This is a genomic window from Rhizobium sp. PAMB 3182 (assembly GCF_052908355.1).
In genome coordinates, this window is the sequence record NZ_CM128607.1 from 3,380,341 (window position 1) to 3,402,087 (window position 21,747).

Below are 21,747 nucleotides of genomic sequence, written 5' to 3' on the forward strand. Positions count from 1 at the left end.
AATAACAACAAAACGCATGGACCCGAAGGCCATGGCTGAGAACAGGGAGTGAATCCGGTGACGGAGTTTGCGACATTTCACGATCTGAAGGGCAAGAGCGTCTTCATCACCGGCGGCGGTTCCGGCATCGGCGCGGCGCTGACGGAGGGGTTTCTGGAGCAGGGGGCGAAGGTCGCCTTCGTCCAGCGGTCCGACGCTTCGCGCTTCGTCGCGGAGATGAAGGAGAAATACGGTGCTGCGCCGCTCTTCATCCCCTGCGACATCACCGATATCGATGCGCTGAGGGTGGCGATCGACAAGGCCGTCGACGCGCACGGGCCGGTGCGCGTGCTCGTCAACAATGCGGGGAACGATACACGGCACGGCTGGGAGGACCTGACGGTCGAGGAATGGGATGCGGCGCTTGCCGTCAATCTGCGGCCGCAGTTCTTCACCATCCAGGCGGTCGCGCCCGGCATGCGGGCGCTCGGTGGCGGCGCGATCATCAACTTTTCCTCGATCACCTACATGATGGGGCATGACGGCATGCCGGGCTACGTCACTGCCAAGGCGGCGATCACCGGCCTGACGCGTACGATGGCGCGCGAACTCGGCCCCGACAATATCCGGGTGAATGCGGTCATGCCGGGATGGGTGCTGACCGATCGGCAGCTCGATCTCTGGGCGACCCCGGAGGGGCTTGCCGCATTCCTGGAAAAACAATGCCTGAAAGAGCATCTCGGTCCGCGCGACATTGTGGACACGACGCTTTTTCTGGCGTCTGAAGCGAGCCGCATGATGACCGGACAGGCTCTGGTGGTCGATGGCGGCGTGGTTGTAACGGGTTAAAATGACATGATGAATGTAGACTGGATTGCGGCCGATTGGGGCACGACGAACCTGCGCGTATGGGCGATCGGCAAGGATGGCGCCGTCCTCGACCAGGCGAGTTCGAACAAGGGCATGGGCTCGCTCAAACGCGACGAATTCGAAGGGGCGCTGCTTGAGGTCGTGGGGCCATGGCTCACGGACGGCAAGCGCCTGCCGGTGATTGCCTGCGGCATGGTCGGTGCCCGTCAGGGCTGGCTGGAGGCTCCCTATGCCAAGGTGCCGTGCCCGCCGCTGCATGCCGACAGCATGGTGGCGGTGCCGGTCAAGGATCCGCGCATCGCGGTCAGCATCATTCCCGGCCTCTGCCAGATGCAGCCTGCCGACGTGATGCGCGGCGAGGAAACGCAGATCGCCGGATACCTGTTCGACAAGCCGGACTTCGACGGCGTGCTCTGCCTTCCCGGCACGCATACCAAGTGGGCGCAGATCAGCGCTGGCGAGGTCGTCAGCTTCCGCACTTTCATGTCGGGCGAACTGTTCTCGCTGATTTCGACGCAATCGGTGCTTCGCCATTCCATTCCCGCCGATGGCTGGCATGAGGACGCCTTTGCCGCAGCCGTCGACGATGCGATGTCGAAGCCGGAAGCGGTCGCCTCGCGTCTCTTTTCGCTCAGGGCGGAATCGCTTCTGACCGAGGCCGACCCGGCGGCCGCCCGTGCGCGGCTTTCCGGCCTTCTGATCGGCATGGAACTCGCCGCCTCCAAACCCTACTGGCTCGGCCAGAACATCGCCATCATCGGCGCCCGCGCTCTCTCCGACCTCTATGCCAGGGCGCTGTCCGCGCAGGGCTGCCGGCCGGTGATCGCGGACAATGACACGCTTACTCTCGGCGGGCTGAAGGCGGCCCGCGCTCAAATGGAAAAGGACAAGGCACAATGAGCCGCAAACTGATCGCTATTCTGAGAGGCATCCGCCCCGAAGAAGCGAAGGATGTCGCAGCCGCGCTGATCGAGGCCGGCATCGACCGTATCGAGGTACCGCTCAATTCCCCGGAGCCATTCGAAAGCATCCGGATCATGACGGACGCTTTCGCCGACAAGGCGCTGATCGGCGCTGGCACCGTTTTGACGGTGAAGGATGTCGAAGGCGTCGCGGCCGCCGGCGGCAAGCTCGTCGTTTCGCCAAATTGCAACACCGACGTCATCCGCGCGACCAAGGCCGCCGGCCTGCAGTCCTTCCCGGGTGTTCTGACCCCGACCGAGTGCTTCGCCGCGCTTGAGGCCGGTGCCGACGGTCTGAAGATCTTTCCGTCCGTCATGCTCGGGACAGAGGGATTGAAGGCCATCCGCGCCGTGCTTCCGAAGCAAACGGAAGTCTATATCGTCGGTGGCGCGGGACCGGACAATTTCGCGGACTGGTTTGCCGCAGGCGCGGACGGCTTCGGTATCGGAACCGCGCTCTACAAGCCAGGCCGTTCGGTCGAGGATGTCGCTTCGGTAGCGAGGAAGATGGTCGAAGCCTATGATGCAGGGAGCAGCAAATGAGTGCAACCGTATACGACAACCGCAGTTGCTTCCTCGGCGAAGGACCGCTCTGGCATCCGGAACGCGGCCAACTCTTCTGGTTCGACATCATCAATTGTACGCTGATGACGGTCGAAAATGGCGAGCAGAAGCAGTGGACCTTTGACGAGAAGGTTTCGGCGGCCGGCTGGGTCGACAGGGATACGCTGTTGATCGCCAGCGAAACGTCGCTTTCCCGCTTCGATCTCACATCCGGGGAGCGTCAGAAACTTTGCGACCTCGAGGCAGACAATCCCGTCACCCGGTCGAATGACGGGCGGGCCGACCCGTGGGGTGGCTTCTGGATCGGTACCATGGGCAAGAGTGCGGAAGCCGGGGCCGGCTCGATCTACCGCTATTACAAGGGTGAGCTGCGCCGTCTCGTCCCGAACGTCACCATCACCAATGCGATCTGCTTTTCGCCGGACCGCCGGTTTGCCTATTATGCCGACACCGATCGGCAGATCGTCTGGAAACAGGCGCTTGCCGATTCGGACGGCTGGCCCGTCGGTGAGGCCGAGGTATTCCTCGATGTGAGCGGGGAGGGCCTCTATCCCGATGGCGCGGTCGTCGATTCGCAAGGCAATTTCTGGAACGCGCAGTGGGGCGCATCGCGAGTTGCCTGCTACGCACCCGACGGCACCTTCCTGCGGGCGATCGATGTCCCGGCCGCCCACACCAGTTGCCCTGCCTTCGGAGGACCGGATTTCAACCTGATGTTTGTAACGACTGCGCAGCAGGGGCTTTCATCCGAAGAACTCGCGGCGCAGCCATCGGCCGGCATGGTGCATGCGGCGGAGTGCGATGTGACCGGACAGGCGGAACATCGCGTCCTTCTCTGAGGCGCAAGGTCTCTCGCGAACAGGCGCTCGATAGTCGCTCACGGCAAACTTTGTCGCAAATTCGACATAAACTGCCGTGAGCGGCGTTTTTCTCCACTTGTGGGAATAAATTTTTATCCTCTTTGACAGTGGCTGTTGCGTCGCCGCAAAGAGTCGTGCTTGTATGCCACCAACTAAGGACAGGATGAACCTGCCAGGGGAAAACAGTAGCTAGACGGGGTAGTTGTGCCAGCCACCGATCTTATGGTGCGCTTTGATAGCGTACAAAAGAGCTATGACGGCGAGACGTTAGTCGTCAAGAATCTTAACTTGGATATTGCTCGTGGCGAATTCCTGACCATGCTCGGACCGTCCGGGTCGGGAAAGACGACAAGCCTCATGATGCTTGCCGGTTTCGAGCCGGCCACGCATGGCGAGATTTATCTCGACGGCAAGCCGATCAACAATGTACCGCCTCACAAGCGCGGCATCGGCATGGTTTTCCAGAACTATGCGCTTTTCCCGCATATGACGGTTGCGGAAAACCTGGCGTTTCCGCTGCAGGTGCGCAAGATGAGCAAGGCCGACACCGAGGCACGCGTCAAGCGCGCCCTCGAAATGGTCGAGTTGCCCAAGTTCGGCTCCCGCCGACCCGCGCAACTCTCTGGCGGTCAGCAGCAGCGCGTCGCCGTGGCACGCGCTCTGGTCTTCGATCCGAAACTGGTGCTGATGGATGAGCCGCTCGGTGCGCTCGACAAGCAGCTGCGTGAGCAGATGCAGTATGAAATCAAGCACATACATGAGAGCCTCGGCGTGACGATCGTCTACGTGACGCACGACCAGACCGAGGCTCTGACCATGTCGGACCGCGTCGCGGTGTTCAACGACGGCGTCATCCAGCAGCTGTCCGCCCCTGACATGCTCTACGAAGAGCCGCAGAACTCCTTCGTCGCCCAGTTCATCGGCGAGAACAACAAGCTCACCGGCGATGTCATCGAAGTGAACGGCGGCGAATGCCGGGTCCGCCTGCCTGACGGCACCGAACTCGTGGCCGACAAGGTCAACGTGAAGGGCATCGGCGACAAGACCACCATCTCGCTCCGTCCGGAGCGCGTCGAGATCGTCCCGACTGACTCCCACCAGAACCAGGTCCAGGGCAAGATCGAAGAGCTCATCTATCTGGGCGACCACATCCGCATTCGCATGAACGTCTGCGGCAACGACGAATTCGTCGTCAAGGTGCGTAACCGAGGCGAGCGCTGGGACCTCAAGGTCGGGGACTCGCGCATGATCGGCTGGTCGCTGAAGGACTGCAAGGCACTCGACGCCGTTGCATGACAATCTGCAGATGGCAGGGCCGCCATCTGCAAGCTATCGCCGGTGAATCCGGCAAAACCTCAAAGAAGGGGAGAATAACAATGAAAATGCTCAAGACTATTCTGACAACCACGGCCGTCGTCGCTCTGGCGTCGTCCGCAATGGCGACGGACCTGACGGTCGTATCCTGGGGGGGCGCCTATCAGGCTTCTCAGAAGAATGCCTATGCTGATCCTTATCATGCAGAGCATCCGGACGTTAACTTCATCTGGGACGAGTCTTCTGCTGAAGCCGTCGCCAAGCTGCGCGCGATGAAGGAAGCCAACAACCTGACCTGGGATCTCGTCGACGTCGACGCGGCCGACTCCTTCCGTCTCTGCGACGAAGGTCTTGCCATGGAAGTCGATCCGGACAAGCTGCTCGCTCCGGCTCCGGACGGCACGCCGGCTTCCGAAGATTTCGGCGCCCAGCTGGTGAACTCCTGCTACATCCCGCAGATCGTCTATTCGACCACGTTCGGCTATCGTTCCGACGTTGCCGAATGGGGTGGCAAGGAGCCGTCCAGCATCTGCGACGTCTTCGACCTGAAGACCTTCCCCGGCAAGCGCGCGCTGGAAAAGCGCCCGATCAACAACGTCGAATGGGCACTGCTCTGCGACGGCGTGCCGAAGGATCAGCTCTATGACGTTCTCGCCACCGACGAAGGCGTCGAGCGCGCTCTGAAGAAGCTCGACACCATCAAGGACCAGACTGTCTGGTGGTCGGCTGCTGCCGAAACGCCCCAGCTGCTGGCCGACAAGGAAGTCGTGATCGGTTCGACCTACAACGGTCGTCTGTTCTCGGCGATTGCCGAACAGAAGCAGCCGATCAAGATGCTCTGGGACGCCCAGGTGTTCTCGTTCGACGGCTGGATCATCCCGGCCGGCCTGCCTGAAGACCGCCTGAAGGCTGTCGAGGACTTCGTGAAGTTCGCGACCGACACGCAGCGCCTTGCTGACCAGTCGAAGTACATCTCGTACGGCCCGGCTCGCGCTTCGTCCGCTCCGCTCGTCGGCAAGCACGCCACGCTCGGCATCGACATGGCTCCGCACATGCCGACCGATCCGGCAAACTCGAAGAACGTCATCTACTATAACTTCGAGTTCTGGGCCGACCATCGCGACGACATCGACGCGAAGTTCCAGGCTTGGCTCGCCAAGTAATCCAACGATGGGGGACGGGGCTCACGCTCCGTCCCTTTTCCTGAATTTCTACGACTGGGCGCGGGGCTAATGAGTGCAACGACGACAACTGACGGACCGGTTCTGACCGTCGACGGAAAGCCGCTGAAGGCGAGCTTGGCCAAGGCGCTGCGACGCGAGAAACTGCGCTCCTTCATCCTGATCGCACCCTTGCTGGTCTTCATCATCCTGAGCTTCGTTGCTCCGATCGCCGACATGCTGATGCGTTCGATCGACAACAGCATCGTGCCAGAGACGCTGCCAAAGACCGTTGTTGCCCTGAAGGACTGGGATCCGAAGACCGGCGAAGCGCCGGGCGAGCCCGTCTACGCCGCCCTTGCCGACGACCTGAAGGTCGCGGTCAAGGAAAAGGCGCACACCCGTCTCGGCTCACGCCTCAACTACGACGTGCCGGGCGCATCGAGTCTCATGCGCCAGACCGGTCGCGAGGTCCGCAAGCTAAAGGACAATGGCGACTACAAGGGCCAGTTCCTGGCGATGGACAAGGAATGGGGCGATGTCCAGTTCTGGAGCATGCTGAAGGTCCTGTCGTCCGAATATACGCCCAATTATTTCCTGGCGGCGCTCGACATGAAGCGTGACGCCAGCGGTATCCACCTGGCGCCGCCCAGCGAACGCATCTATCTCTTCCTGTTCGCCCGCACCATCTTCCTCAGCCTGGCCATCACGTTCAGCTGTCTTCTGCTCGGCTATCCGATCGCCTGGCTGCTCGCCAACCTGCCGGCCCGGAGCTCGAACCTCCTGATGATCCTGGTGCTGCTGCCGTTCTGGACCAGTCTTCTGGTGCGCACATCGGCATGGAAGATCCTGCTGCAACAGCAGGGCGTCATCAACGACCTGCTCGTCTGGGCGCATATCATCTCGAACGACAACCGCCTTGTGATGATCAACAACCAGACCGGCACGATCATCGCCATGACGCACATCCTGCTGCCGTTCATGATCCTGCCGCTCTACTCGGTGATGAAGACCATTTCCCCGTCCTATGTCCGCGCGGCGAAGAGCCTTGGCGCAAACGACTGGACGGCGTTCTGGCGGGTCTATTTCCCGCAGACGGTTCCGGGCATCGGCGCCGGTTCCATCCTCGTCTTCATCCTGGCCATCGGCTACTACATCACACCGGAGCTGGTCGGCGGCACCTCGGGCGTCTTCATCTCGAACCGAATTGCCTACCACATTTCCAGCTCGCTCAACTGGGGCCTTGCGGCCGCGCTTGGCACGCTGCTTCTGCTGGTCGTGATGGTGCTGTTCGTCCTCTATGACAAGATTGTCGGCATCGACAACGTAAAGCTCGGCTAAGGAGGAGCGTTCAACATGTCAGGTCTTCCTCCCTATGCATCGGCACCGCAGCGGATCTGGTACTATGCCTTCCGCGTCATCTGCGGGTTGATCTTCTTCTACCTGATCTTCCCGATCCTGGTGATCCTGCCGCTGTCCTTCAATGCGGAGAACTTCTTCACCTTCACGCCTGCCATGCTGCATCTTGATCCGGCCGGCTACTCGCTGAAGCACTACGTGGATTTCTTCACCAATCCCGACTGGCAGCAGTCGCTGAAGAACTCGGTGCTGATCGCGCCGATGGCGACGATCCTGGCGACGGCGTTCGGCACTCTGGCCGCCATCGGCCTGTCGCAGAGCCATGTGCCGTTCCGCGGGGCGATCATGGCGGTACTGATTTCGCCGATGATCGTGCCGCTGATCATTTCGGCTGCCGGCATGTACTTCTTCTATTCGCGCATCGGCCTGCAGGGCACCTATTGGGGCGTCGTGCTGGCGCATGCGGCCCTCGGCACGCCCTTCGTCATCATCACGGTGACGGCGACCCTCGTCGGGTTCGACCGGTCGCTGGTGCGCGCATCGCTTTCCATGGGCGCTGATCCGATCACCACCTTCTTCAAGGTCCAGATGCCGCTGATCATCCCGGGCGTCGTCTCCGGCGCGCTGTTCGCCTTCATCACCTCGTTCGACGAAGTGGTCGTCGTGATCTTCTTGGGGTCCGCGGCGCAGAAGACGTTGCCATGGCAGATGTTCACCGGTCTGCGCGAGCAGATCTCTCCGACCATCCTTGCCGTCGCGTCGATCATGGTCGTCATCTCGATCGCGCTGCTGACGGTGCTCGAAATGCTGCGCCGGCGCTCCGAGCGGCTGCGCGGCCTGACGCCCGGTTGATCGAGCCGGATTGCATCAATTGAGAAAAGGCGGCTCTCGGGCCGCCTTTATCATTTCCGCGTCAGTGTTCGCCGAACTGATCCGGCCAGTCACGTCGGGTGAAGACCTGTCCCTCACGACGCAACCGCCGCACCATTTCTAGATCGATGTCGAAGAACGACCAGCGACTTTCCTCGGTGAAAACGCTCTCGCTTTCGCCGATGACACCGCTTGGCGGCATGCCGTAGTCGGACGGGACATAGAGCGCCGACTTGCCGAAATTCTCGTCGACCGCCGGCGACCACGGCGCCCGGCCTGCGGTCGGCGAAACGAGTACGGCAATCTGGTTTTCCAGCGCCCGGGCCTGCGCGCCGATCCTGACCCGGTAATAGCCGGCCTCGGTATCCGTGCAGCTCGGGGCGAGGATGAGGTCGGCGTCGCGTTCGGCCAGCGTGCGGGCCAGCATCGGAAACTCGTTGTCGTAGCAGATGAGGATGCCGAGCCTGCCAAGCGGCGTATCGAACGCCGTCAGGCCATGGCCTGCGGAAATACCCCATTGCTCCTTCTCGAAGCGGGTCATCATGATCTTGTCCTGATGCCCGATCATGCCATCCGGGCCGAAGAGCCAGGCGCGGTTGCGATAATGGCCGTCTGGGTCCTTCACCGGCGCGGAGCCGGGGCAGAAGACGACGCCGAGATTGCGGGCAATCTCTTCCGACAGCTCCAGCCAGCGCGGCAGAAACTGCTGCAGCTCGGCAATCGAGGCATGGAGATCGGACCGGATGTCGGGCGCCAGCAGGCCGGTCATCACCATGGCCGCATATTCCGGCAGAAGCAGAAGCTCGGCGCCGGCGTCCTTCGCCTCCCGGCAATGGTCGATCAGGTTCTCGGCGAAGGCGTCGAAATCCGCAAACAGCATCATCGCATACTGGCTGGCGGCAAGCTTCATGAGGCGTAGGCTCCTATCCGTCAGATCGTCTTCATCCAGAAGGACATGGGTTTCGGGCTTTCCTGGGGCTCGTCCAGATCCTTCCAGCTGAAGGTGGTGGCGAGTTCCGGATGGTGGGTGTAGCCACGCTTTGCCCAGAAGGCGTTCAGCGGCTGGTAATCCTTTGGACGACGCGGGTGGTCTCCGGGACGTTCGACGGCGCAGAAGGCGCAGGCGTGAAAACGGCCGAGCCTCTTTGCATAGGCTTCGCGTTCGGCAAAGAAGCGGACGCCGATGCCGTGGCCGCGATAGCGGTCGAGCAGTACGGATTCGCCGAAATAGAAGATCGTCTCCGGATCGAGGCCTGCGGCGAGGAAGGGCCGTTTCACCTCGTCCGTCTCGTCTGCCATCGGCATCCCGGTCGAGGCGCCGATTACTTCATCGCCGTCGAAGGCGAGGACGAAGAGGCTTTCCGACGCCTGCGCATAGGTCGAAAGATACTTTGCCTCGTAGTTTTCCGATCCCTCGTAGAGATAGGGAAACGCGCGGAAGACGGTGATCCGCAGCCGCGCGAGATCGGTGATGTAGGGCGCGATCGCGTCGCCGTGGAAAGTCTCGATGCGGATGCCGTCTGTCTCGTTCATGGCGGCGATATTCCACGGACGCCAGGGCGCGATCAAGCCGTTTGCGGACGTTTTCGGTCTGGCGCAAACGATCCATAGGTTGCTAGTGGAAGATGGACCGGCGGATGATTCCGCCAGACAGAGAGACAGCACGAACCGGGGAAAAGAGATGACAGCTGCCGAAACCATCGCCGCCTATTACGATGCCTTCAACCGGCAGGACATGGAGCGCTTCCTGTCGCTGCTTGCCGACGACGTCGTCCACGACATCAATCAGGGCGAACGGCAGGTTGGCAAGCAGGCGTTCGCCGCGTTCATGGAGCACATGAACCGCTGCTACCGCGAAGAGCTCACCGACATGGTGATCATGGCGCATCCGGACGGCGGCCGGGCCGCCGCCGAGTTCATCGTCAACGGCACATATCTGGCAACAGACGAAGGCCTGCCGGAAGCGAACGGCCAGACCTACCGGTTGCCGGCCGGTGCCTTCTTCGAACTTGCGGACGGCAAGGTCACGCGGGTGACCAACTACTACAATCTGAACGACTGGATCGCCCAGGTCGGCGCCTGACGCGGTTCCTGTGGAAAGCCCGGGCAAGGGTTGACCTTGCTTCGGCCCGCGCCTTCAATCGCCGGACTTTGAGATGGATGGAAGCGAGCAGGACATGGCCGAGGCAGGGATCAAGCTGGAAGAAAGCTGGAAGGCGCGGCTGGCGGGCGAATTCGCCAGCCCGTACATGCAGTCGCTCAAATCCTTCCTGACGGAGGAGAAGGCGGCAGGAAAGCAGATCTTCCCCAGGGGCGCGGAGTATTTCCGTGCGCTCGACCTGACGCCGATCGACAATGTCCGCGTGGTCATCCTCGGCCAGGACCCCTATCACGGGCCGGGGCAGGCGCACGGTCTCTGCTTCAGCGTGCAGCCCGGCGTGCGCATCCCGCCGTCGCTCGTCAACATCTACAAGGAACTGAAGAGCGATCTCGGCATCGAGCCTGTCCGGCACGGCTTCCTCGAAAGCTGGGCGAAGCAGGGCGTACTTCTGCTCAACAGCGTTTTGACCGTCGAACAGGCCCGTGCGGCATCGCATCAGGGCAGGGGATGGGAGAAGTTCACCGATGCGGTCATCCGCATCGTCAATGACGAATGCGAGAACGTCGTCTTCATCCTCTGGGGCTCCTACGCGCAGAAGAAGGCGGCATTCGTCGATACGTCGCGCCATCTCGTGCTGAGATCGCCGCATCCGTCGCCGCTTTCGGCCCATAACGGCTTTTTCGGCTCAAGGCCGTTTTCCAGGGCGAACGCGTATCTCTCTTCGCATGGCCGCCAGCCGATCGACTGGCAGCTTCCGGCGGACGCAAACGCCGCCGCCTGACCGCGCCAATTCGTCTTCCGAAGGTCTGCGACCCGCCATCATCCGTCCACAAGTTTGCCATTGATGCCGGTTAGCCTCCTCAAATCGGGGTGAGGACGCATTGATTTGGAGTTTGACCCACAGGCCGCTCGGGTCGGCCTGCACGCGGAGGATGGCAGCATGCTGGATCAGATCAGAGGATTGCATCATGTAACGTCGCTGGCGAACGACGCGGCGGTGAACAACCGCTTCTTCACGCGCACGCTCGGACTTCGACGGATCAAGAAGACCGTCAATTTCGACAAGCCGGACATCTATCACCTCTATTATGGTGACGAGACAGGGACGCCCGGCAAGGTGATGACCTATTTTCCCGATCCGGCGCGCAAGCGATGCCGTCACGGATCGGGCGAGGGCGGCTTCACCCGGTTCTCGGTGCCGCGCGGCTCCATCGAGTTCTGGCGGCGGCGTCTGCTGGACGCCAATGTCGCGCTCCATCCCCATACGGACGCCTTCGGCGAGCGGCAGATCAACTTCATCGGCCCCGACGGCGAGGACCTGGCGTTGGTCGAGGCGCCGGTCGACGACCGCAGCGCCTGGCTGGCTGGCGGCGTTGCCGCCGACCGGGCCATCCACGGGTTCCATTCCGTCACCCTTCGGCTGGCCGATGGCGGCGCGATGTCGGAGCTCCTGCTTTTCATGGGGTACGATCCGGTCGAGCGGCACGGGAATATCGTCCGCTACGCTTTGGCAAACAGCAATGGCGCCTCGATCGTCGATATCGAAATGGTGCCCGATGCCGCCGAGGCGGAGCAGGGGGCGGGATCCGTCCACCACATCGCCTTTGCCGTGGATGACAGGGATGCGCAGGACGAGGTGCGCGCAGCGCTCGCCAATGCCGGCTTCAAGGTGACGCCGGTGTTCGACCGCGACTATTTCTCCGCCATCTATTTCCGCGCGCCGGGCGGCATCCTGTTCGAGGTCGCCACCAGCGAACCGGGCTTCGACAGGGACGAGGATCCGGCCGAGCTCGGCCGCAACCTCATGCTGCCGATTCAGCACCGCCACCTCAGGGCCGTGCTGGAGGCGAGCCTGCAGCCGATCGAGGACTGATCGGCGTCCTCACACCGGCTGCTTGCGTCGCCATTCGGCAATGGCGATGCCGGCCAGCACGAGGATGATCGCCACGATGTGGAAGACTTCGAGCCGCTCGCCGAGGATGGCGATCGACAGGATGGTGGCGAAGGCCGGGATCATGTTGATGAACAGGCCGGCGCGGTTCGGACCGATGCCCTCGACGCCCTTGATGAACAGGATCTGCGAGACCAGCGACGGAAAGATACCGGCAAAGACGGCGATGCCCCAGCCGCGCGTGTCGGGCCATTGCACGCCGATGCGCGATACTTCCCACGCAGCGACGGGAATGCTGGCGAGCAGCGCGCCGACGGCGGTCGCCGCCATCAGGCTCTTCCAGTGCACCTGTGGCTTCCAGCGCAGCGCGACCGTGTAGCCAGCGTAGATGATGACGCAGACCAGCATCAGCGTGTCGCCGAAGTTGACGGTGAGGTTGACGAGCCGCATCAGGTCGCCATGCGATGCCGTGACGGCGACGCCGACGAGGGTCAGCGCAAAGCCGATGATCTGGGCGGTGGCGACACGGGTGCGGAACAGGATGTAGTTCAGCACGAAGATCAGCATCGGAATGCCGGCCTGCTCGATCGCGGCATTGACCGCGCTCGTATATTGCAACGCCGAGTAGAGAAAGAAGTTGAAGCCGGTGAAGCCGATCGCGCCGTAGCCGAGCAGCAGCAGGCGATGCTGGCGGAGAACGGGCCAGTCGCGCTTGATCTGCGGCACGGAGATCGCGAAGATCAGTGCGACGGCAAGCACCCAGCGCGACAGCGTCAGCATCGACGGCGTGATATGGCCGACGGCGAACTTGCCGGCAACCGTGTTGCCGCCCCAGCTGAGCGTCGCGATGATCAGCGCCAGATAGGCCTTCTGTACCGCGCTCATGCCCTTGTCTTCCGGCAATTGGCGGCGAAACGGGACTGGCGACCCCCTGTCCGGCAGGAACGTGTTGTCACGATGTCCTCTCCCTGAAAACGGCGGCTTCTGTGGAGGCGGAGCCTCATGGCGGGATGATCGGCCGCTGGTTTTTGCTCTAGCCCGGCTCCCGCTTGCTTGTCACGTGAAAAAGCCGGCTGAAGTGTCATATCGGAGTCGCAATATGGGAAACAACTCATTATACATGCGCGGGTTTGTAAAGATTGGCGTCGCAGTGGAATGCAAGCGCCGCCGCAGCTAGGGACATTGAAATGGCGAACGTCGTTGTTGTTGGATCGCAGTGGGGTGACGAAGGAAAGGGCAAGATTGTCGACTGGCTCTCCGAGCGCGCCGATATCGTCGTGCGCTTCCAGGGCGGCCACAATGCGGGCCATACACTCGTTATCGACGGCGTTTCCTACAAGCTGTCGCTGCTGCCGTCGGGCGTCGTGCGCGAAGGCAAGCTCGCCGTCATAGGCAACGGCGTCGTGGTCGATCCGCACGCACTGATCGCCGAAATCGACCGGCTGGAGAAGCAGGGCGTCAAGATTTCGCCGGAAAATCTCCGTATCGCTGACAATGCGACGCTGATTCTGTCGCTGCACCGCGAGCTGGACGGACTTCGCGAAGATGCGGCCTCGAACAGCGGCACGAAAATTGGAACGACGCGCCGGGGCATCGGCCCTGCATACGAGGACAAGGTCGGCCGCCGCGCAATCCGCGTGATGGACCTGGCCGACAAGGACAGTCTGGCACTGAAGGTGGATCGAATTCTGACGCATCACAATGCGCTGCGTCGCGGTTTCGGCGAGCCGGAAATCGCGCATGCGACGATCATGGAAGAGCTGACCTCGGTCGCCGACCGCATCCTGCCATACCGCGAAACCGTTTGGCTGCTGCTCGACAAGGCGCGCCGTCGCGGTTCGCGTATCCTGTTCGAGGGCGCGCAGGGCACGCTCCTGGATATCGACCACGGCACCTATCCGTTCGTCACCTCGTCGAACACGGTTGCCGGTCAGGCCGCCGCCGGTTCGGGCATGGGACCGGGTGCCGTCGGCTATATCCTCGGCATCACCAAGGCCTACACGACGCGCGTCGGCGAAGGGCCGTTCCCGACCGAACTCACCGATGAAGTCGGCCAGTTCCTCGGCGAGCGCGGCCGCGAGTTCGGCACGGTGACGGGCCGCAAGCGCCGTTGCGGCTGGTTCGACGCGGCGCTGGTGCGCCAGTCGGTCGCCACCAACGGCATTCACGGGATCGCGCTGACGAAGCTCGACGTGCTCGACGGTCTCGACGAGATCAAGATCTGCGTCGGCTACATGCTGGACGGCGAGCAGATCGACCATCTGCCGGCGAGCCAGGGTGCGCAGCAGCGGGTCGAGCCGATCTACGTCACGCTGGAAGGCTGGAAGGAATCGACCGTCGGCGCGCGCAAATGGGCCGATCTGCCGGCCCAGGCGATCAAATACGTCCGCCAGGTGGAAGAGCTCATCGGTGCGCCGGTGGCATTGCTCTCGACCAGCCCCGAGCGTGACGACACGATACTTGTGACGGACCCCTTTGAAGACTAATCTCTAACGGGGACTGTGTTTTAGCCGGGATTCCGGCGCGAATGAGAAGGTGCTGATGTCGGATTTTGTTGAGGTCATTCGGCGTGCTGTCGACGGGTTGAAGGAGAATACGCCGGAACGACGGGCCAAAGTGTATGAAAAGGCCCGGACGGCGGTTGTCCGTCAGCTCGAGAACATGAAGCCGGCGCCTCCGCCCGCAATGCTGGAGCGGCAGATCGAAAAGCTCGATCAGGCGATCCAGGCGGTCGAGCTGGAACATACCGAGGCGTTGCCGGAGCCGGAGCCCGAACCCATCGTGGCGCCGCCGCCGGTTCAGACGCGTGCCGCGCCGTCATCCGACGGCTCGCGGGAAGCGTTCGCACGGCAGGCAAGCGAGGCAAAGGCTGCGCTTTCGAAGCGCGACCCGGAGCCGCGCATGCCGCCTGCCGAACCCGCCTATGACGAGCAGGTCGCCGCCACACCCAAGCGGACCGACTACAATCTCGATCAGGCCCACAACAATCTCGAAGACATCATCAACGACCTGACGGGACGCAAGGCGCCGCAGAGCGCGCCTCCGGCCGCGAAGGCTCCGGCGCCGCCGGCACCGGCGGCAAATGCCGGACCGCGGATGCCGAAGGCGTCCGACGAGCTCGACCTCGATTTCCAGGACGAACCGGCGCACAAGCCGGCACCGACGGGCAGGTATGCTGCCGGGTCGGCGGAGGACATCTTTGGCGAGGAGGATTATTACTCCGACGAGCTGGATGTTGGACCGGCAACCCAGCGCCGTGGTGGAACAGCCGCCCCGGCGCAATCCCACAGCTATTCGAACGGCCAGTACAACGGCAGCTACAACGGCGATTTCGACAGTGAAGTCGATGAGGCCGACGAGCCCGCATCCATCGATCGCATGGCGTCCCGCCGCAAGAGCAGGGCGTCGGCATCTGAGGAGGCTTCGAGCGGCAATCTCCGCAAGATCATCATTGCCGCCGTCTGTATCGTCGTTCTGGCGGGTGCAGGCGTCGCCGCCTGGATGTCGATGAGCGGGGAGAGCGGCACGAAGACCGCGGAGGCCGTCAACACGAGCGCACCGGCCGAGACGACGCCGGCCGCGACGGAAGAACAGAAGCCGGCTGCGGAAGCCACTCCGGCGGCCGAGGAAGCCAAGCCGGCCGCGACGGCTCCGGCAAGCGATGCTCAGGATGCAGGACCGCAGAAGTTTACCCAGCGCCTGATGGCCGACGGCAGCGAGGTCAATTCCGGCCCCGCCAGCGCAGACGGCAGCGATGGTGGCGCGGAGGGGCGCTCGGTCTCCGAGCAGTCTCCCGGCGCACAGGCAAACGCCGATACCGGCTCCAGTGCGACGCCTGCGGCGACGACCAGTGGCGCGCAGAAGATGCTGCTCTACGAGGAAAAGCTCGGCCAGAGTGCACCGACCGCGATCGCCGGCACCGTGACCTGGACGCTGCAGCAGGAAGCGAGCGATGATGGACGTCCCGAACCGACGATCCAGGGCCAGCTGTCCGTTCCGGACAAGGGGCTGTCCGCCTTGCTGACCATCAAGAAGAACGACGACGCCTCGCTGCCGGCAAGCCATCTCATCGAGCTGGTCTTTTCGCTGCCGGACAATTTCGAAGGCGGCGGCATCGACTCGGTGCAGCGCATCGCCATGAAGAAGTCGGAGCAGGATCGCGGTAATGCGCTCGTCGCCGTGCCGGCCAAGATCACCGACGACTTCCACATGATCGCGCTCAACGATTTCGACGAGGCGAAGAAGGCGAACCTGGAGCTGCTGCGCACGCGTGACTGGATCGATATTCCGATCACCTACCGCAACGGCCGCCGCGCGCTGTTGACGCTCGAGAAGGGCCCGACCGGCAAGCAGGTGTTCGACGAGGCGCTCAACAAGTGGGCGGCGATGGGCAACAGCGGCAACTGACGCCTTACGCGAGATGCAAAACAAAACCGCCCGGCATGATGCACGCCGGGCGGTTTTTTATATTTGCAATTTCGCAGCGCTCAGAGGCTGGCGTCGGCGTCCACGACGCGAACGGCCTTGGCGCGTTCGCGGGCTTCCTTCTGGACCGCGTCCTGCACCTTCTCGAAGGCTCTGACCTCGATCTGGCGGACGCGTTCGCGGCTGATGTCGAATTCGGCCGACAGCTCTTCCAGCGTCACCGGATCTTCCGACAGGCGGCGGGCCTGGAAGATGCGCTTTTCGCGATCGTTCAGCGACTTCATCGCGTTGACCAGCATGGAGCGGCGGGTTTCCAGCTCGTCCTGCTCGATCAGCACCTGTTCCTGGCTTTCGTGGTCGTCGACCAGCCAATCCTGCCACTGGCCGGATTCGCCTTCCGTCGCCCGGATCGGTGCGTTCAGCGATGCATCGCCGGAGAGCCTCCGGTTCATCGAGACGACTTCTTCCTCGGAGACGTTCAGCTTGGTGGCGATTTCGCTGACCTGATCGGGCTTCAGATCGCCGTCCTCGATGGCCTGCAGCTTGCCCTTCAGGCGGCGCAGGTTGAAGAACAGGCGCTTCTGGTTGGCGGTGGTGCCCATCTTCACGAGCGACCACGAGCGCAGGATATATTCCTGGATCGAGGCCTTGATCCACCACATGGCGTAGGTCGCCAGGCGGAAGCCGCGTTCCGGGTCGAATTTCTTCACGGCCTGCATGAGGCCGACATTGCCTTCGGAAACGACCTCGCCAATCGGCAGGCCGTAGCCGCGATAGCCCATGGCAATCTTGGCAACGAGACGCAGGTGGCTCGTGACAAGTTCATGGGCGGCGTTGCGGTCGCCATGCTCCTGATACCGTTTGGCAAGCATGTATTCCTGCTGCGGTTCCAGCATGGGAAATTTGCGGATTTCGTCCAGATACCGGCTGAGGCCGGCTTCGCCCGAGGCGATGACTGGCAATGATGCGCGGGCCATAAGCACCCCTCCTTCTTTCTCGATGACCCCTCGCGCCGCGGCGGCGGCGCTTTTGAGCAGGCCAAAAACGCGTGTGTTCCTATCGAACCCCACACTGATAGATATCACAGATAAGTACGGCAAAACCGTGTTTCAAGCGGTTTTCGCCTTCACGCTTTGGTGAATTTCAGACGGCTCTCAGAACCTCTGCCAGCTCGGCCATGTCGGGGGGCAGGGGGGCTTCGAAATGCATGACTTCGCCGGTCGAGGGATGCTCGAACTGCAGCATGAAGGCGTGTAGCGCCTGACGCGGGAAACGGTTGACGACGGCCTTGGCCTCGTCCGGCAGCAGGTTCGCCTTGGTGCGGTAGCCGCCGCCATATTGTGCGTCGCCGATCAGCGGATGGCCGATATGGGCCATGTGGACACGGATCTGGTGGGTGCGGCCGGTTTCCAGGTGGCATTCGACAAGCGAGGCGAGCGAGGTGGCGTCCGGCCGCTCCTGAAAGCGCTCCAGCACCTCGAAATGGGTGACGGCGTGGTCTGCGTCGACGGCGCCCTCGCGCTTGACAGCGCGCTTGGTACGGTCCGAAATCGATCGGCCGAGCGGCAGGTCGATCGTTCCGCGCATCTGCGGTGGACGACCCCAGACGATCGCCTTGTAGGCACGGGCAAGCTCTGTCGTCTGCCCATGGTCGGCGAACTGCGCCGACAACGAGCGGTGCGCGAGGTCGTTCTTGGCGACGATCATGACGCCGGTCGTATCCTTGTCCAGCCGGTGGACGATGCCAGGGCGCTTCACGCCACCGATGCCCGACAGGCTGTCGCCGCAGTGATGGATGAGGGCGTTGACCAGCGTTCCCGTCCAGTTGCCGGCGCCCGGATGGACGACGAGGCCGGCGGGCTTGTTGATGACGATGACATCATCGTCCTCGTAGAGAATGTCGAGCGGGATGTCCTCGCCCTGGGGTTCCGGGTCTTCCGGCTCCGGCAGGGTGATCTCCACGACGTCGCCGGGACGGATCTTGCGGTGCGCACCGTCGACGACGCTGCCATTGACGGTGAGGTTGCCGCCCTCGATCAGGCTCTTGATGCGGCTTCGCGAGAATTCCCCCTCCAGGCCGGCCGCAAGCCAGGTGTCCAGCCGCCCGGATGCCGTTTCATCCGCCGTGAGGACTTTCTTATTGTCGTGACCTTGTTTAAAGGGGGCTTTCATTTCCAGTTCCCGTGTGAAAGGCGAATTACATGGCTCATATCGAGCAAGACGAAGACGAAAAGCCGCTCGATCCGGCGATGGAAAACGTCCGCCGCAAGATGGTCCGCCTTCAGCTCGTATCGGCCGGCATCATGGGCGTGATGCTTATGGCGGTATTGGCGGCCGTTGTCTACAAGGTCACGCAGACGCCGGGCAAGCCGGCGACCGTCTCCGGCCCGCTTTCCGTGCCGTCCGACCAGCCGCTGACCGCAAGCGTCGCCCTGCCGGAGGGCTTCACGGTCGATGACACGTCGCTTTCGGACGGCCAGGTGCTGTTCTTCGGCCGTATGGCCGATGGCGCGCGCAAGGCCTTCGTGTTCGACATTGCCACCGGTCGCATCATTGCCGACATCAACGTCGGCAGCCGCTGATCCCATGTCCATCGATCGTTCCGTCATCGTCGTCGATGATCCGCAGGATCCTCGGATCGCCTATTTCCGCGACATCCGCGAAAAGGACATGACACACCGCGAGGGCCGGTTCATTGCCGAAGGTACCGTGGTGCTGCGGATGCTGGCCGAGGCGCACCGCCGCGGCGAGGGCATTGTCTGCGAGGCGGTGCTGGTGCTCAGGAACAGGCTCAACGGCATCGAGGACATTCTCGAAACCTTCCCGACGGATGTTCCGGTCTATGTCGCTGAGCAGGCGGTGATCGATGCAATTGCCGGCTTTCACCTGCATCGCGGCATCCTGGCGCTGGGACGGCGGCAGAATGCGCCCGACTTCGAGGCGCAGCTTTCGGTTCTGCCGGAAAATGCGCTGGTGGTCGTCGCCTGCGGCATTTCCAACCACGACAATATCGGCTCAATCTTCAGGAATGCGGCCGCCTTTGGCGTCGATGCCGTCCTCCTGGACCAGACCAGCTGCGATCCGCTCTATCGCAAGGCGCTGCGGGTCTCCGTCGGGGCGGTGCTGTCGGTGCCATACGTGCGCGGCGGCTTGGATACCGACCTCGTCGCGCGCCTTGCAGAGGCCGGCTTCGACGTATTCTGCCTGTCGCCCTCCGGTCAGCGGCGTATCACCGATGTGGCGCCACAGGGACGCACTGCCCTTGTGCTCGGCACCGAGGGGGAGGGGCTTTCGCCCGAGATCCTGTCACGCTTCACTGTGGTCAGCATCGCCCAGGCGCCGGGCCTCGACAGCCTGAACGTCGCGACGGCGGCCGGCATCGCGCTCCACGAAATCGCCTCGGCGGCCGGGCGACTGAGCTAAACGCCTATATTTACGGGAAGCAGGGGTGGCTTATTCGGCGGCTTCGCCGGAGAGCATCTTGCGGGCGCGCTCGGCCAGGCTGCCGGGCACGGGATCACCGTCATCGAATGAAATGTCGGAGAGCAGGCTGCGGATCGGCGAGGCGGCGCCTTCCTCGCTGGCGGTCAGCGCCACCACCTTGGCCGCCATCGTGGCGATCTCCGTGCGCAGGGCGTCGTCCTTGTCGGCGGAACCTGCCTTCATCAGTCGCTCGGAGAGCGCCGTGTTCTGGTGATAGAGTTCCTCGCGCAACCGGCTCATTTCGTCTGGCGACAGCATTTTCACGGCAGACTGTTCTCCTGCATGGGGCGATCCGTTGGCATTCGGCGCGGCATTGCCTCCCGGCGTCTGCATTCCGGTGGCGGCATTGCCGTTTCTCGCGTCAGCATTGGCGGCCTTCAGCCGCTCCGTCAACTGGCGGATGTCCTGTATGCGCTGTCTGAGTGCCGTCTGCGAATCGGCATTCTTCGCCGCTTCCTCTTCCAGCCGGTTCTCCAGCTTCGCCACCTTGCTTTCCTGGCGGCTGGCCTGGAACTCGGCTTCCTTGGCGCGGTGCGTCATTTCCTTCAGTTCATGACGCAGCGCCTCGCGTTCCTCGCGGATGGTTGACAGGCGGTATTTCAGGTTCTCGATTTCGGTATCGCGGCTGGCGATCTCGATTTTCAGCGTGTCGAGGTTGGAGGCAACCAGATCCACGCGCTTCTGTAGCGTCTCGGCGCTGAAGCCCTTGGCGGCCATCGCCCGCTCCGCTTCATTGAGGTGCTGCTTGAGACGCATCACGTAGCCGTCCTCGTCGCGGATCTTCGAGCGCAGGTCGGCGGCCTCGACGCTCATCTCCTCGACCTGCATCTTCAGTTCGCGGTTTTCCGACAGCAGCTTGCGTGCCTCTTCCGACAGGCTGTTGTTGCGCACTTCGAGATGGGTCGCCTTCTCGCGCTGTTTCGTCAGCTCGATGCTGGCCTTCGCGTTCTCGGCGGCATAGGTGGCGCGCGCCATGTCGCGCTGCGCGGATATCTCCTGGGGGGAAAGCGGCATGGTCGCCTGAAGGCGCCTTTCGGTGTAACGGACGATACGGCGGTGGATTGCGGGAGCCAGCAGAAGGAACGCCAATGCGGCGCTCAAGAAGCCCAATCCAAACAAGAGAGCAAATTCGATCACGGTCGGCCGTTTCGTCTGTTCCGTTGCGGTACTTAAAGCACCTTATACTGACAGCGGCAAGTTGTTGACCGCCGGCGGAAATAGAAAGGCGGCCCGCAGGCCGCCTGAATTCTCTGTCGTGGTTAACGCGGGAACCGGATCAGAAGGGGTTCCAGGTCGGCTGGCGGGTCAGCTTCAGGTAGCCGACATTGATGCCCAGCCGCGCGCCGATGCCGGTGCGGATCGGGACCAGCAGCACGTCGCGGTTTCTCAGAACCGTCATGCCGACGCCGGCGACGACGTAGGCCGAGCCGTTGACGCCGCCGAAACGGTTATAGAGGTCGTCGACATTCGGCAGATCATAGACCAGCATCATCGTGCGGTCGCCATTGCCGCCATAGTCGAGGCCGAGGGACGGGCCCTGCCAGAAGACGGTGTGTTCGCCGACATTCTTGGTATAAAGCGCACCTTCGCCGTAGGTCAGGCCGGCAATCAGTGCTCCGGAGCCTTCCTGGCCGAGAATATAGCCATTCGGCAGGCCGTATTTGGAAAACGCCGTCTCGATCACCTTGGCGAGGCCGCCGCTCGTTTCGCCGAAGAAGGAATGACCGGCATCGACGATTTCCTGCATCGAATATTCGGAGTTCGTGGCGGCGTAAGTAGAACTGGAAGGCACGGTCAGGCTCATGAAAGCCAAAAGGGCGGTGACGAGCCGCAAGTGTGCCCAGGTGCGCAATTTTTTCAGAAACATGGCTTCACCCGTTCATCGGTAATTCGGATGTAAGCATTTTCC

General features: G+C 62.6%; 22 protein-coding genes. 15 read left to right on the plus strand and 7 right to left on the minus strand.

Annotated elements, in window-relative coordinates; all coding sequences use genetic code 11:
- Nucleotides 1–57 precede the first annotated feature (57 nt).
- From ACU5AZ_RS16205 to ACU5AZ_RS16240, 8 genes are all read left to right on the plus strand, one after another.
- Nucleotides 58–828, plus strand: coding sequence for an SDR family NAD(P)-dependent oxidoreductase (locus ACU5AZ_RS16205; RefSeq protein WP_446823371.1), 771 nt, complete (start codon nucleotides 58–60; stop codon nucleotides 826–828).
- 6 nt (nucleotides 829–834) lie between these two features.
- Nucleotides 835–1,749, plus strand: coding sequence for a 2-dehydro-3-deoxygalactonokinase (locus ACU5AZ_RS16210; RefSeq protein ID WP_446823372.1), 915 nt, complete (start codon nucleotides 835–837; stop codon nucleotides 1,747–1,749).
- Nucleotides 1,746–2,354 carry a 2-dehydro-3-deoxy-6-phosphogalactonate aldolase gene (locus tag ACU5AZ_RS16215; RefSeq protein ID WP_446823373.1) on the plus strand — a complete coding sequence of 203 codons (609 nt, stop codon included), beginning with the start codon at nucleotides 1,746–1,748 and terminating at the stop codon, nucleotides 2,352–2,354. The genes ACU5AZ_RS16210 and ACU5AZ_RS16215 overlap by 4 nt, the downstream gene beginning before the upstream one ends.
- Nucleotides 2,351–3,214, plus strand: a complete 864-nt coding sequence (locus ACU5AZ_RS16220; protein ID WP_446823374.1) for an SMP-30/gluconolactonase/LRE family protein — start codon at nucleotides 2,351–2,353, stop codon at nucleotides 3,212–3,214. The genes ACU5AZ_RS16215 and ACU5AZ_RS16220 overlap by 4 nt, the downstream gene beginning before the upstream one ends.
- 243 nt (nucleotides 3,215–3,457) lie before the next feature.
- Nucleotides 3,458–4,531 (plus strand): ABC transporter ATP-binding protein, encoded by a 1,074-nt coding sequence (locus tag ACU5AZ_RS16225; protein WP_446826025.1) that lies wholly within the window; start codon nucleotides 3,458–3,460, stop codon nucleotides 4,529–4,531.
- 86 nt (nucleotides 4,532–4,617) lie between these two features.
- Nucleotides 4,618–5,712, plus strand: coding sequence for an extracellular solute-binding protein (locus tag ACU5AZ_RS16230; protein ID WP_446823375.1), 1,095 nt, complete (start codon nucleotides 4,618–4,620; stop codon nucleotides 5,710–5,712).
- Nucleotides 5,713–5,781: 69 nt separating this feature from the next.
- Nucleotides 5,782–7,050, plus strand: coding sequence for an ABC transporter permease (locus ACU5AZ_RS16235; RefSeq protein ID WP_446823376.1), 1,269 nt, complete (start codon nucleotides 5,782–5,784; stop codon nucleotides 7,048–7,050).
- Nucleotides 7,051–7,065: 15 nt separating this feature from the next.
- Complete coding sequence (locus ACU5AZ_RS16240) at nucleotides 7,066–7,920, plus strand: ABC transporter permease (protein ID WP_446823377.1); 855 nt, start codon at nucleotides 7,066–7,068, stop codon at nucleotides 7,918–7,920.
- Between the two features lie 61 nt (nucleotides 7,921–7,981).
- Here ACU5AZ_RS16240 and ACU5AZ_RS16245 read toward each other — a convergent pair whose 3' ends face one another.
- Complete coding sequence (locus ACU5AZ_RS16245; protein WP_446823378.1) at nucleotides 7,982–8,848, minus strand: carbon-nitrogen hydrolase family protein; 867 nt, start codon at nucleotides 8,846–8,848, stop codon at nucleotides 7,982–7,984.
- A gap of 20 nt (nucleotides 8,849–8,868) precedes the next feature.
- Nucleotides 8,869–9,471: a GNAT family N-acetyltransferase gene (locus ACU5AZ_RS16250; protein WP_446823379.1), complete on the minus strand. Its 603-nt coding sequence runs from the start codon at nucleotides 9,469–9,471 to the stop codon at nucleotides 8,869–8,871.
- A gap of 148 nt (nucleotides 9,472–9,619) precedes the next feature.
- Between ACU5AZ_RS16250 and ACU5AZ_RS16255 the strand changes: the two genes are divergently transcribed.
- From ACU5AZ_RS16255 to ACU5AZ_RS16265, 3 genes are all read left to right on the plus strand, one after another.
- A complete protein-coding gene (locus ACU5AZ_RS16255; RefSeq protein WP_446823380.1) occupies nucleotides 9,620–10,021 on the plus strand; it encodes a ketosteroid isomerase-related protein in 402 nt (133 codons plus the stop codon).
- A gap of 94 nt (nucleotides 10,022–10,115) precedes the next feature.
- Nucleotides 10,116–10,820 carry a uracil-DNA glycosylase gene (gene ung / locus ACU5AZ_RS16260; protein WP_446826026.1) on the plus strand — a complete coding sequence of 235 codons (705 nt, stop codon included), beginning with the start codon at nucleotides 10,116–10,118 and terminating at the stop codon, nucleotides 10,818–10,820.
- A gap of 159 nt (nucleotides 10,821–10,979) precedes the next feature.
- Nucleotides 10,980–11,912 carry a VOC family protein gene (locus ACU5AZ_RS16265; RefSeq protein WP_446823381.1) on the plus strand — a complete coding sequence of 311 codons (933 nt, stop codon included), beginning with the start codon at nucleotides 10,980–10,982 and terminating at the stop codon, nucleotides 11,910–11,912.
- Nucleotides 11,913–11,921: 9 nt separating this feature from the next.
- On the opposite strand, the gene ACU5AZ_RS16270 is transcribed toward ACU5AZ_RS16265, so the two are convergent.
- Nucleotides 11,922–12,815, minus strand: a complete 894-nt coding sequence (locus ACU5AZ_RS16270; RefSeq protein ID WP_446823382.1) for a DMT family transporter — start codon at nucleotides 12,813–12,815, stop codon at nucleotides 11,922–11,924.
- A gap of 302 nt (nucleotides 12,816–13,117) precedes the next feature.
- Here ACU5AZ_RS16270 and ACU5AZ_RS16275 point away from each other — a divergent pair, with 302 nt between their 5' ends.
- Nucleotides 13,118–14,416 (plus strand): adenylosuccinate synthase, encoded by a 1,299-nt coding sequence (locus ACU5AZ_RS16275; protein WP_446823383.1) that lies wholly within the window; start codon nucleotides 13,118–13,120, stop codon nucleotides 14,414–14,416.
- Between the two features lie 55 nt (nucleotides 14,417–14,471).
- Nucleotides 14,472–16,337, plus strand: a complete 1,866-nt coding sequence (locus ACU5AZ_RS16280; protein ID WP_446823384.1) for a hypothetical protein — start codon at nucleotides 14,472–14,474, stop codon at nucleotides 16,335–16,337.
- A gap of 80 nt (nucleotides 16,338–16,417) precedes the next feature.
- Here the strand turns inward: ACU5AZ_RS16280 and rpoH are convergent, their stop codons facing one another.
- Entirely contained in the window at nucleotides 16,418–17,332 is a 915-nt protein-coding gene (gene rpoH / locus ACU5AZ_RS16285; protein ID WP_446823385.1) for an RNA polymerase sigma factor RpoH, read from the minus strand.
- A 166-nt stretch (nucleotides 17,333–17,498) separates the two neighbouring features.
- The gene (locus tag ACU5AZ_RS16290) at nucleotides 17,499–18,527 is read right to left on the minus strand and encodes an RluA family pseudouridine synthase (protein ID WP_446823386.1); all 1,029 of its coding nucleotides are present in this window, start codon (nucleotides 18,525–18,527) and stop codon (nucleotides 17,499–17,501) included.
- A 29-nt stretch (nucleotides 18,528–18,556) separates the two neighbouring features.
- On the opposite strand from ACU5AZ_RS16290, the gene ACU5AZ_RS16295 reads away from it, so the two are divergent.
- Nucleotides 18,557–18,937, plus strand: coding sequence for a hypothetical protein (locus ACU5AZ_RS16295; protein ID WP_446823387.1), 381 nt, complete (start codon nucleotides 18,557–18,559; stop codon nucleotides 18,935–18,937).
- 4 nt (nucleotides 18,938–18,941) lie between these two features.
- Nucleotides 18,942–19,778 (plus strand): TrmH family RNA methyltransferase, encoded by an 837-nt coding sequence (locus ACU5AZ_RS16300; protein WP_446823388.1) that lies wholly within the window; start codon nucleotides 18,942–18,944, stop codon nucleotides 19,776–19,778.
- Between the two features lie 30 nt (nucleotides 19,779–19,808).
- On the opposite strand, the gene ACU5AZ_RS16305 is transcribed toward ACU5AZ_RS16300, so the two are convergent.
- On the minus strand, nucleotides 19,809–20,939 hold the full coding sequence (locus ACU5AZ_RS16305) for a hypothetical protein (RefSeq protein ID WP_446823389.1): 1,131 nt from the start codon (nucleotides 20,937–20,939) through the stop codon (nucleotides 19,809–19,811).
- A gap of 175 nt (nucleotides 20,940–21,114) precedes the next feature.
- Nucleotides 21,115–21,705, minus strand: coding sequence for a DUF1134 domain-containing protein (locus ACU5AZ_RS16310; RefSeq protein ID WP_446823390.1), 591 nt, complete (start codon nucleotides 21,703–21,705; stop codon nucleotides 21,115–21,117).
- Nucleotides 21,706–21,747 lie beyond the last annotated feature (42 nt).

What these genes read in the sequence shown, in the direction of transcription:
- ACU5AZ_RS16250 (WP_446823379.1), bottom strand. Translation starts at nt 9,471, where the DNA reads ATGAACGAGACAGACGGCATCCGCATCGAGACTTTCCACGGCGACGCG.
- ACU5AZ_RS16225 (WP_446826025.1), top strand. Translation starts at nt 3,458, where the DNA reads ATGGTGCGCTTTGATAGCGTACAAAAGAGCTATGACGGCGAGACGTTA.
- ACU5AZ_RS16265 (WP_446823381.1), top strand. Translation starts at nt 10,980, where the DNA reads ATGCTGGATCAGATCAGAGGATTGCATCATGTAACGTCGCTGGCGAAC.
- ACU5AZ_RS16270 (WP_446823382.1), bottom strand. Translation starts at nt 12,815, where the DNA reads ATGAGCGCGGTACAGAAGGCCTATCTGGCGCTGATCATCGCGACGCTC.
- ACU5AZ_RS16240 (WP_446823377.1), top strand. Translation starts at nt 7,066, where the DNA reads ATGTCAGGTCTTCCTCCCTATGCATCGGCACCGCAGCGGATCTGGTAC.
- ACU5AZ_RS16310 (WP_446823390.1), bottom strand. Translation starts at nt 21,705, where the DNA reads ATGTTTCTGAAAAAATTGCGCACCTGGGCACACTTGCGGCTCGTCACC.
- ACU5AZ_RS16215 (WP_446823373.1), top strand. Translation starts at nt 1,746, where the DNA reads ATGAGCCGCAAACTGATCGCTATTCTGAGAGGCATCCGCCCCGAAGAA.
- ACU5AZ_RS16245 (WP_446823378.1), bottom strand. Translation starts at nt 8,848, where the DNA reads ATGAAGCTTGCCGCCAGCCAGTATGCGATGATGCTGTTTGCGGATTTC.
- ACU5AZ_RS16295 (WP_446823387.1), top strand. Translation starts at nt 18,557, where the DNA reads ATGGCTCATATCGAGCAAGACGAAGACGAAAAGCCGCTCGATCCGGCG.
- ACU5AZ_RS16275 (WP_446823383.1), top strand. Translation starts at nt 13,118, where the DNA reads ATGGCGAACGTCGTTGTTGTTGGATCGCAGTGGGGTGACGAAGGAAAG.
- ACU5AZ_RS16280 (WP_446823384.1), top strand. Translation starts at nt 14,472, where the DNA reads ATGTCGGATTTTGTTGAGGTCATTCGGCGTGCTGTCGACGGGTTGAAG.
- ACU5AZ_RS16210 (WP_446823372.1), top strand. Translation starts at nt 835, where the DNA reads ATGATGAATGTAGACTGGATTGCGGCCGATTGGGGCACGACGAACCTG.
- ACU5AZ_RS16235 (WP_446823376.1), top strand. Translation starts at nt 5,782, where the DNA reads ATGAGTGCAACGACGACAACTGACGGACCGGTTCTGACCGTCGACGGA.
- ACU5AZ_RS16290 (WP_446823386.1), bottom strand. Translation starts at nt 18,527, where the DNA reads ATGAAAGCCCCCTTTAAACAAGGTCACGACAATAAGAAAGTCCTCACG.
- ACU5AZ_RS16220 (WP_446823374.1), top strand. Translation starts at nt 2,351, where the DNA reads ATGAGTGCAACCGTATACGACAACCGCAGTTGCTTCCTCGGCGAAGGA.
- ung (WP_446826026.1), top strand. Translation starts at nt 10,116, where the DNA reads ATGGCCGAGGCAGGGATCAAGCTGGAAGAAAGCTGGAAGGCGCGGCTG.
- ACU5AZ_RS16255 (WP_446823380.1), top strand. Translation starts at nt 9,620, where the DNA reads ATGACAGCTGCCGAAACCATCGCCGCCTATTACGATGCCTTCAACCGG.
- ACU5AZ_RS16230 (WP_446823375.1), top strand. Translation starts at nt 4,618, where the DNA reads ATGCTCAAGACTATTCTGACAACCACGGCCGTCGTCGCTCTGGCGTCG.
- ACU5AZ_RS16300 (WP_446823388.1), top strand. Translation starts at nt 18,942, where the DNA reads ATGTCCATCGATCGTTCCGTCATCGTCGTCGATGATCCGCAGGATCCT.
- rpoH (WP_446823385.1), bottom strand. Translation starts at nt 17,332, where the DNA reads ATGGCCCGCGCATCATTGCCAGTCATCGCCTCGGGCGAAGCCGGCCTC.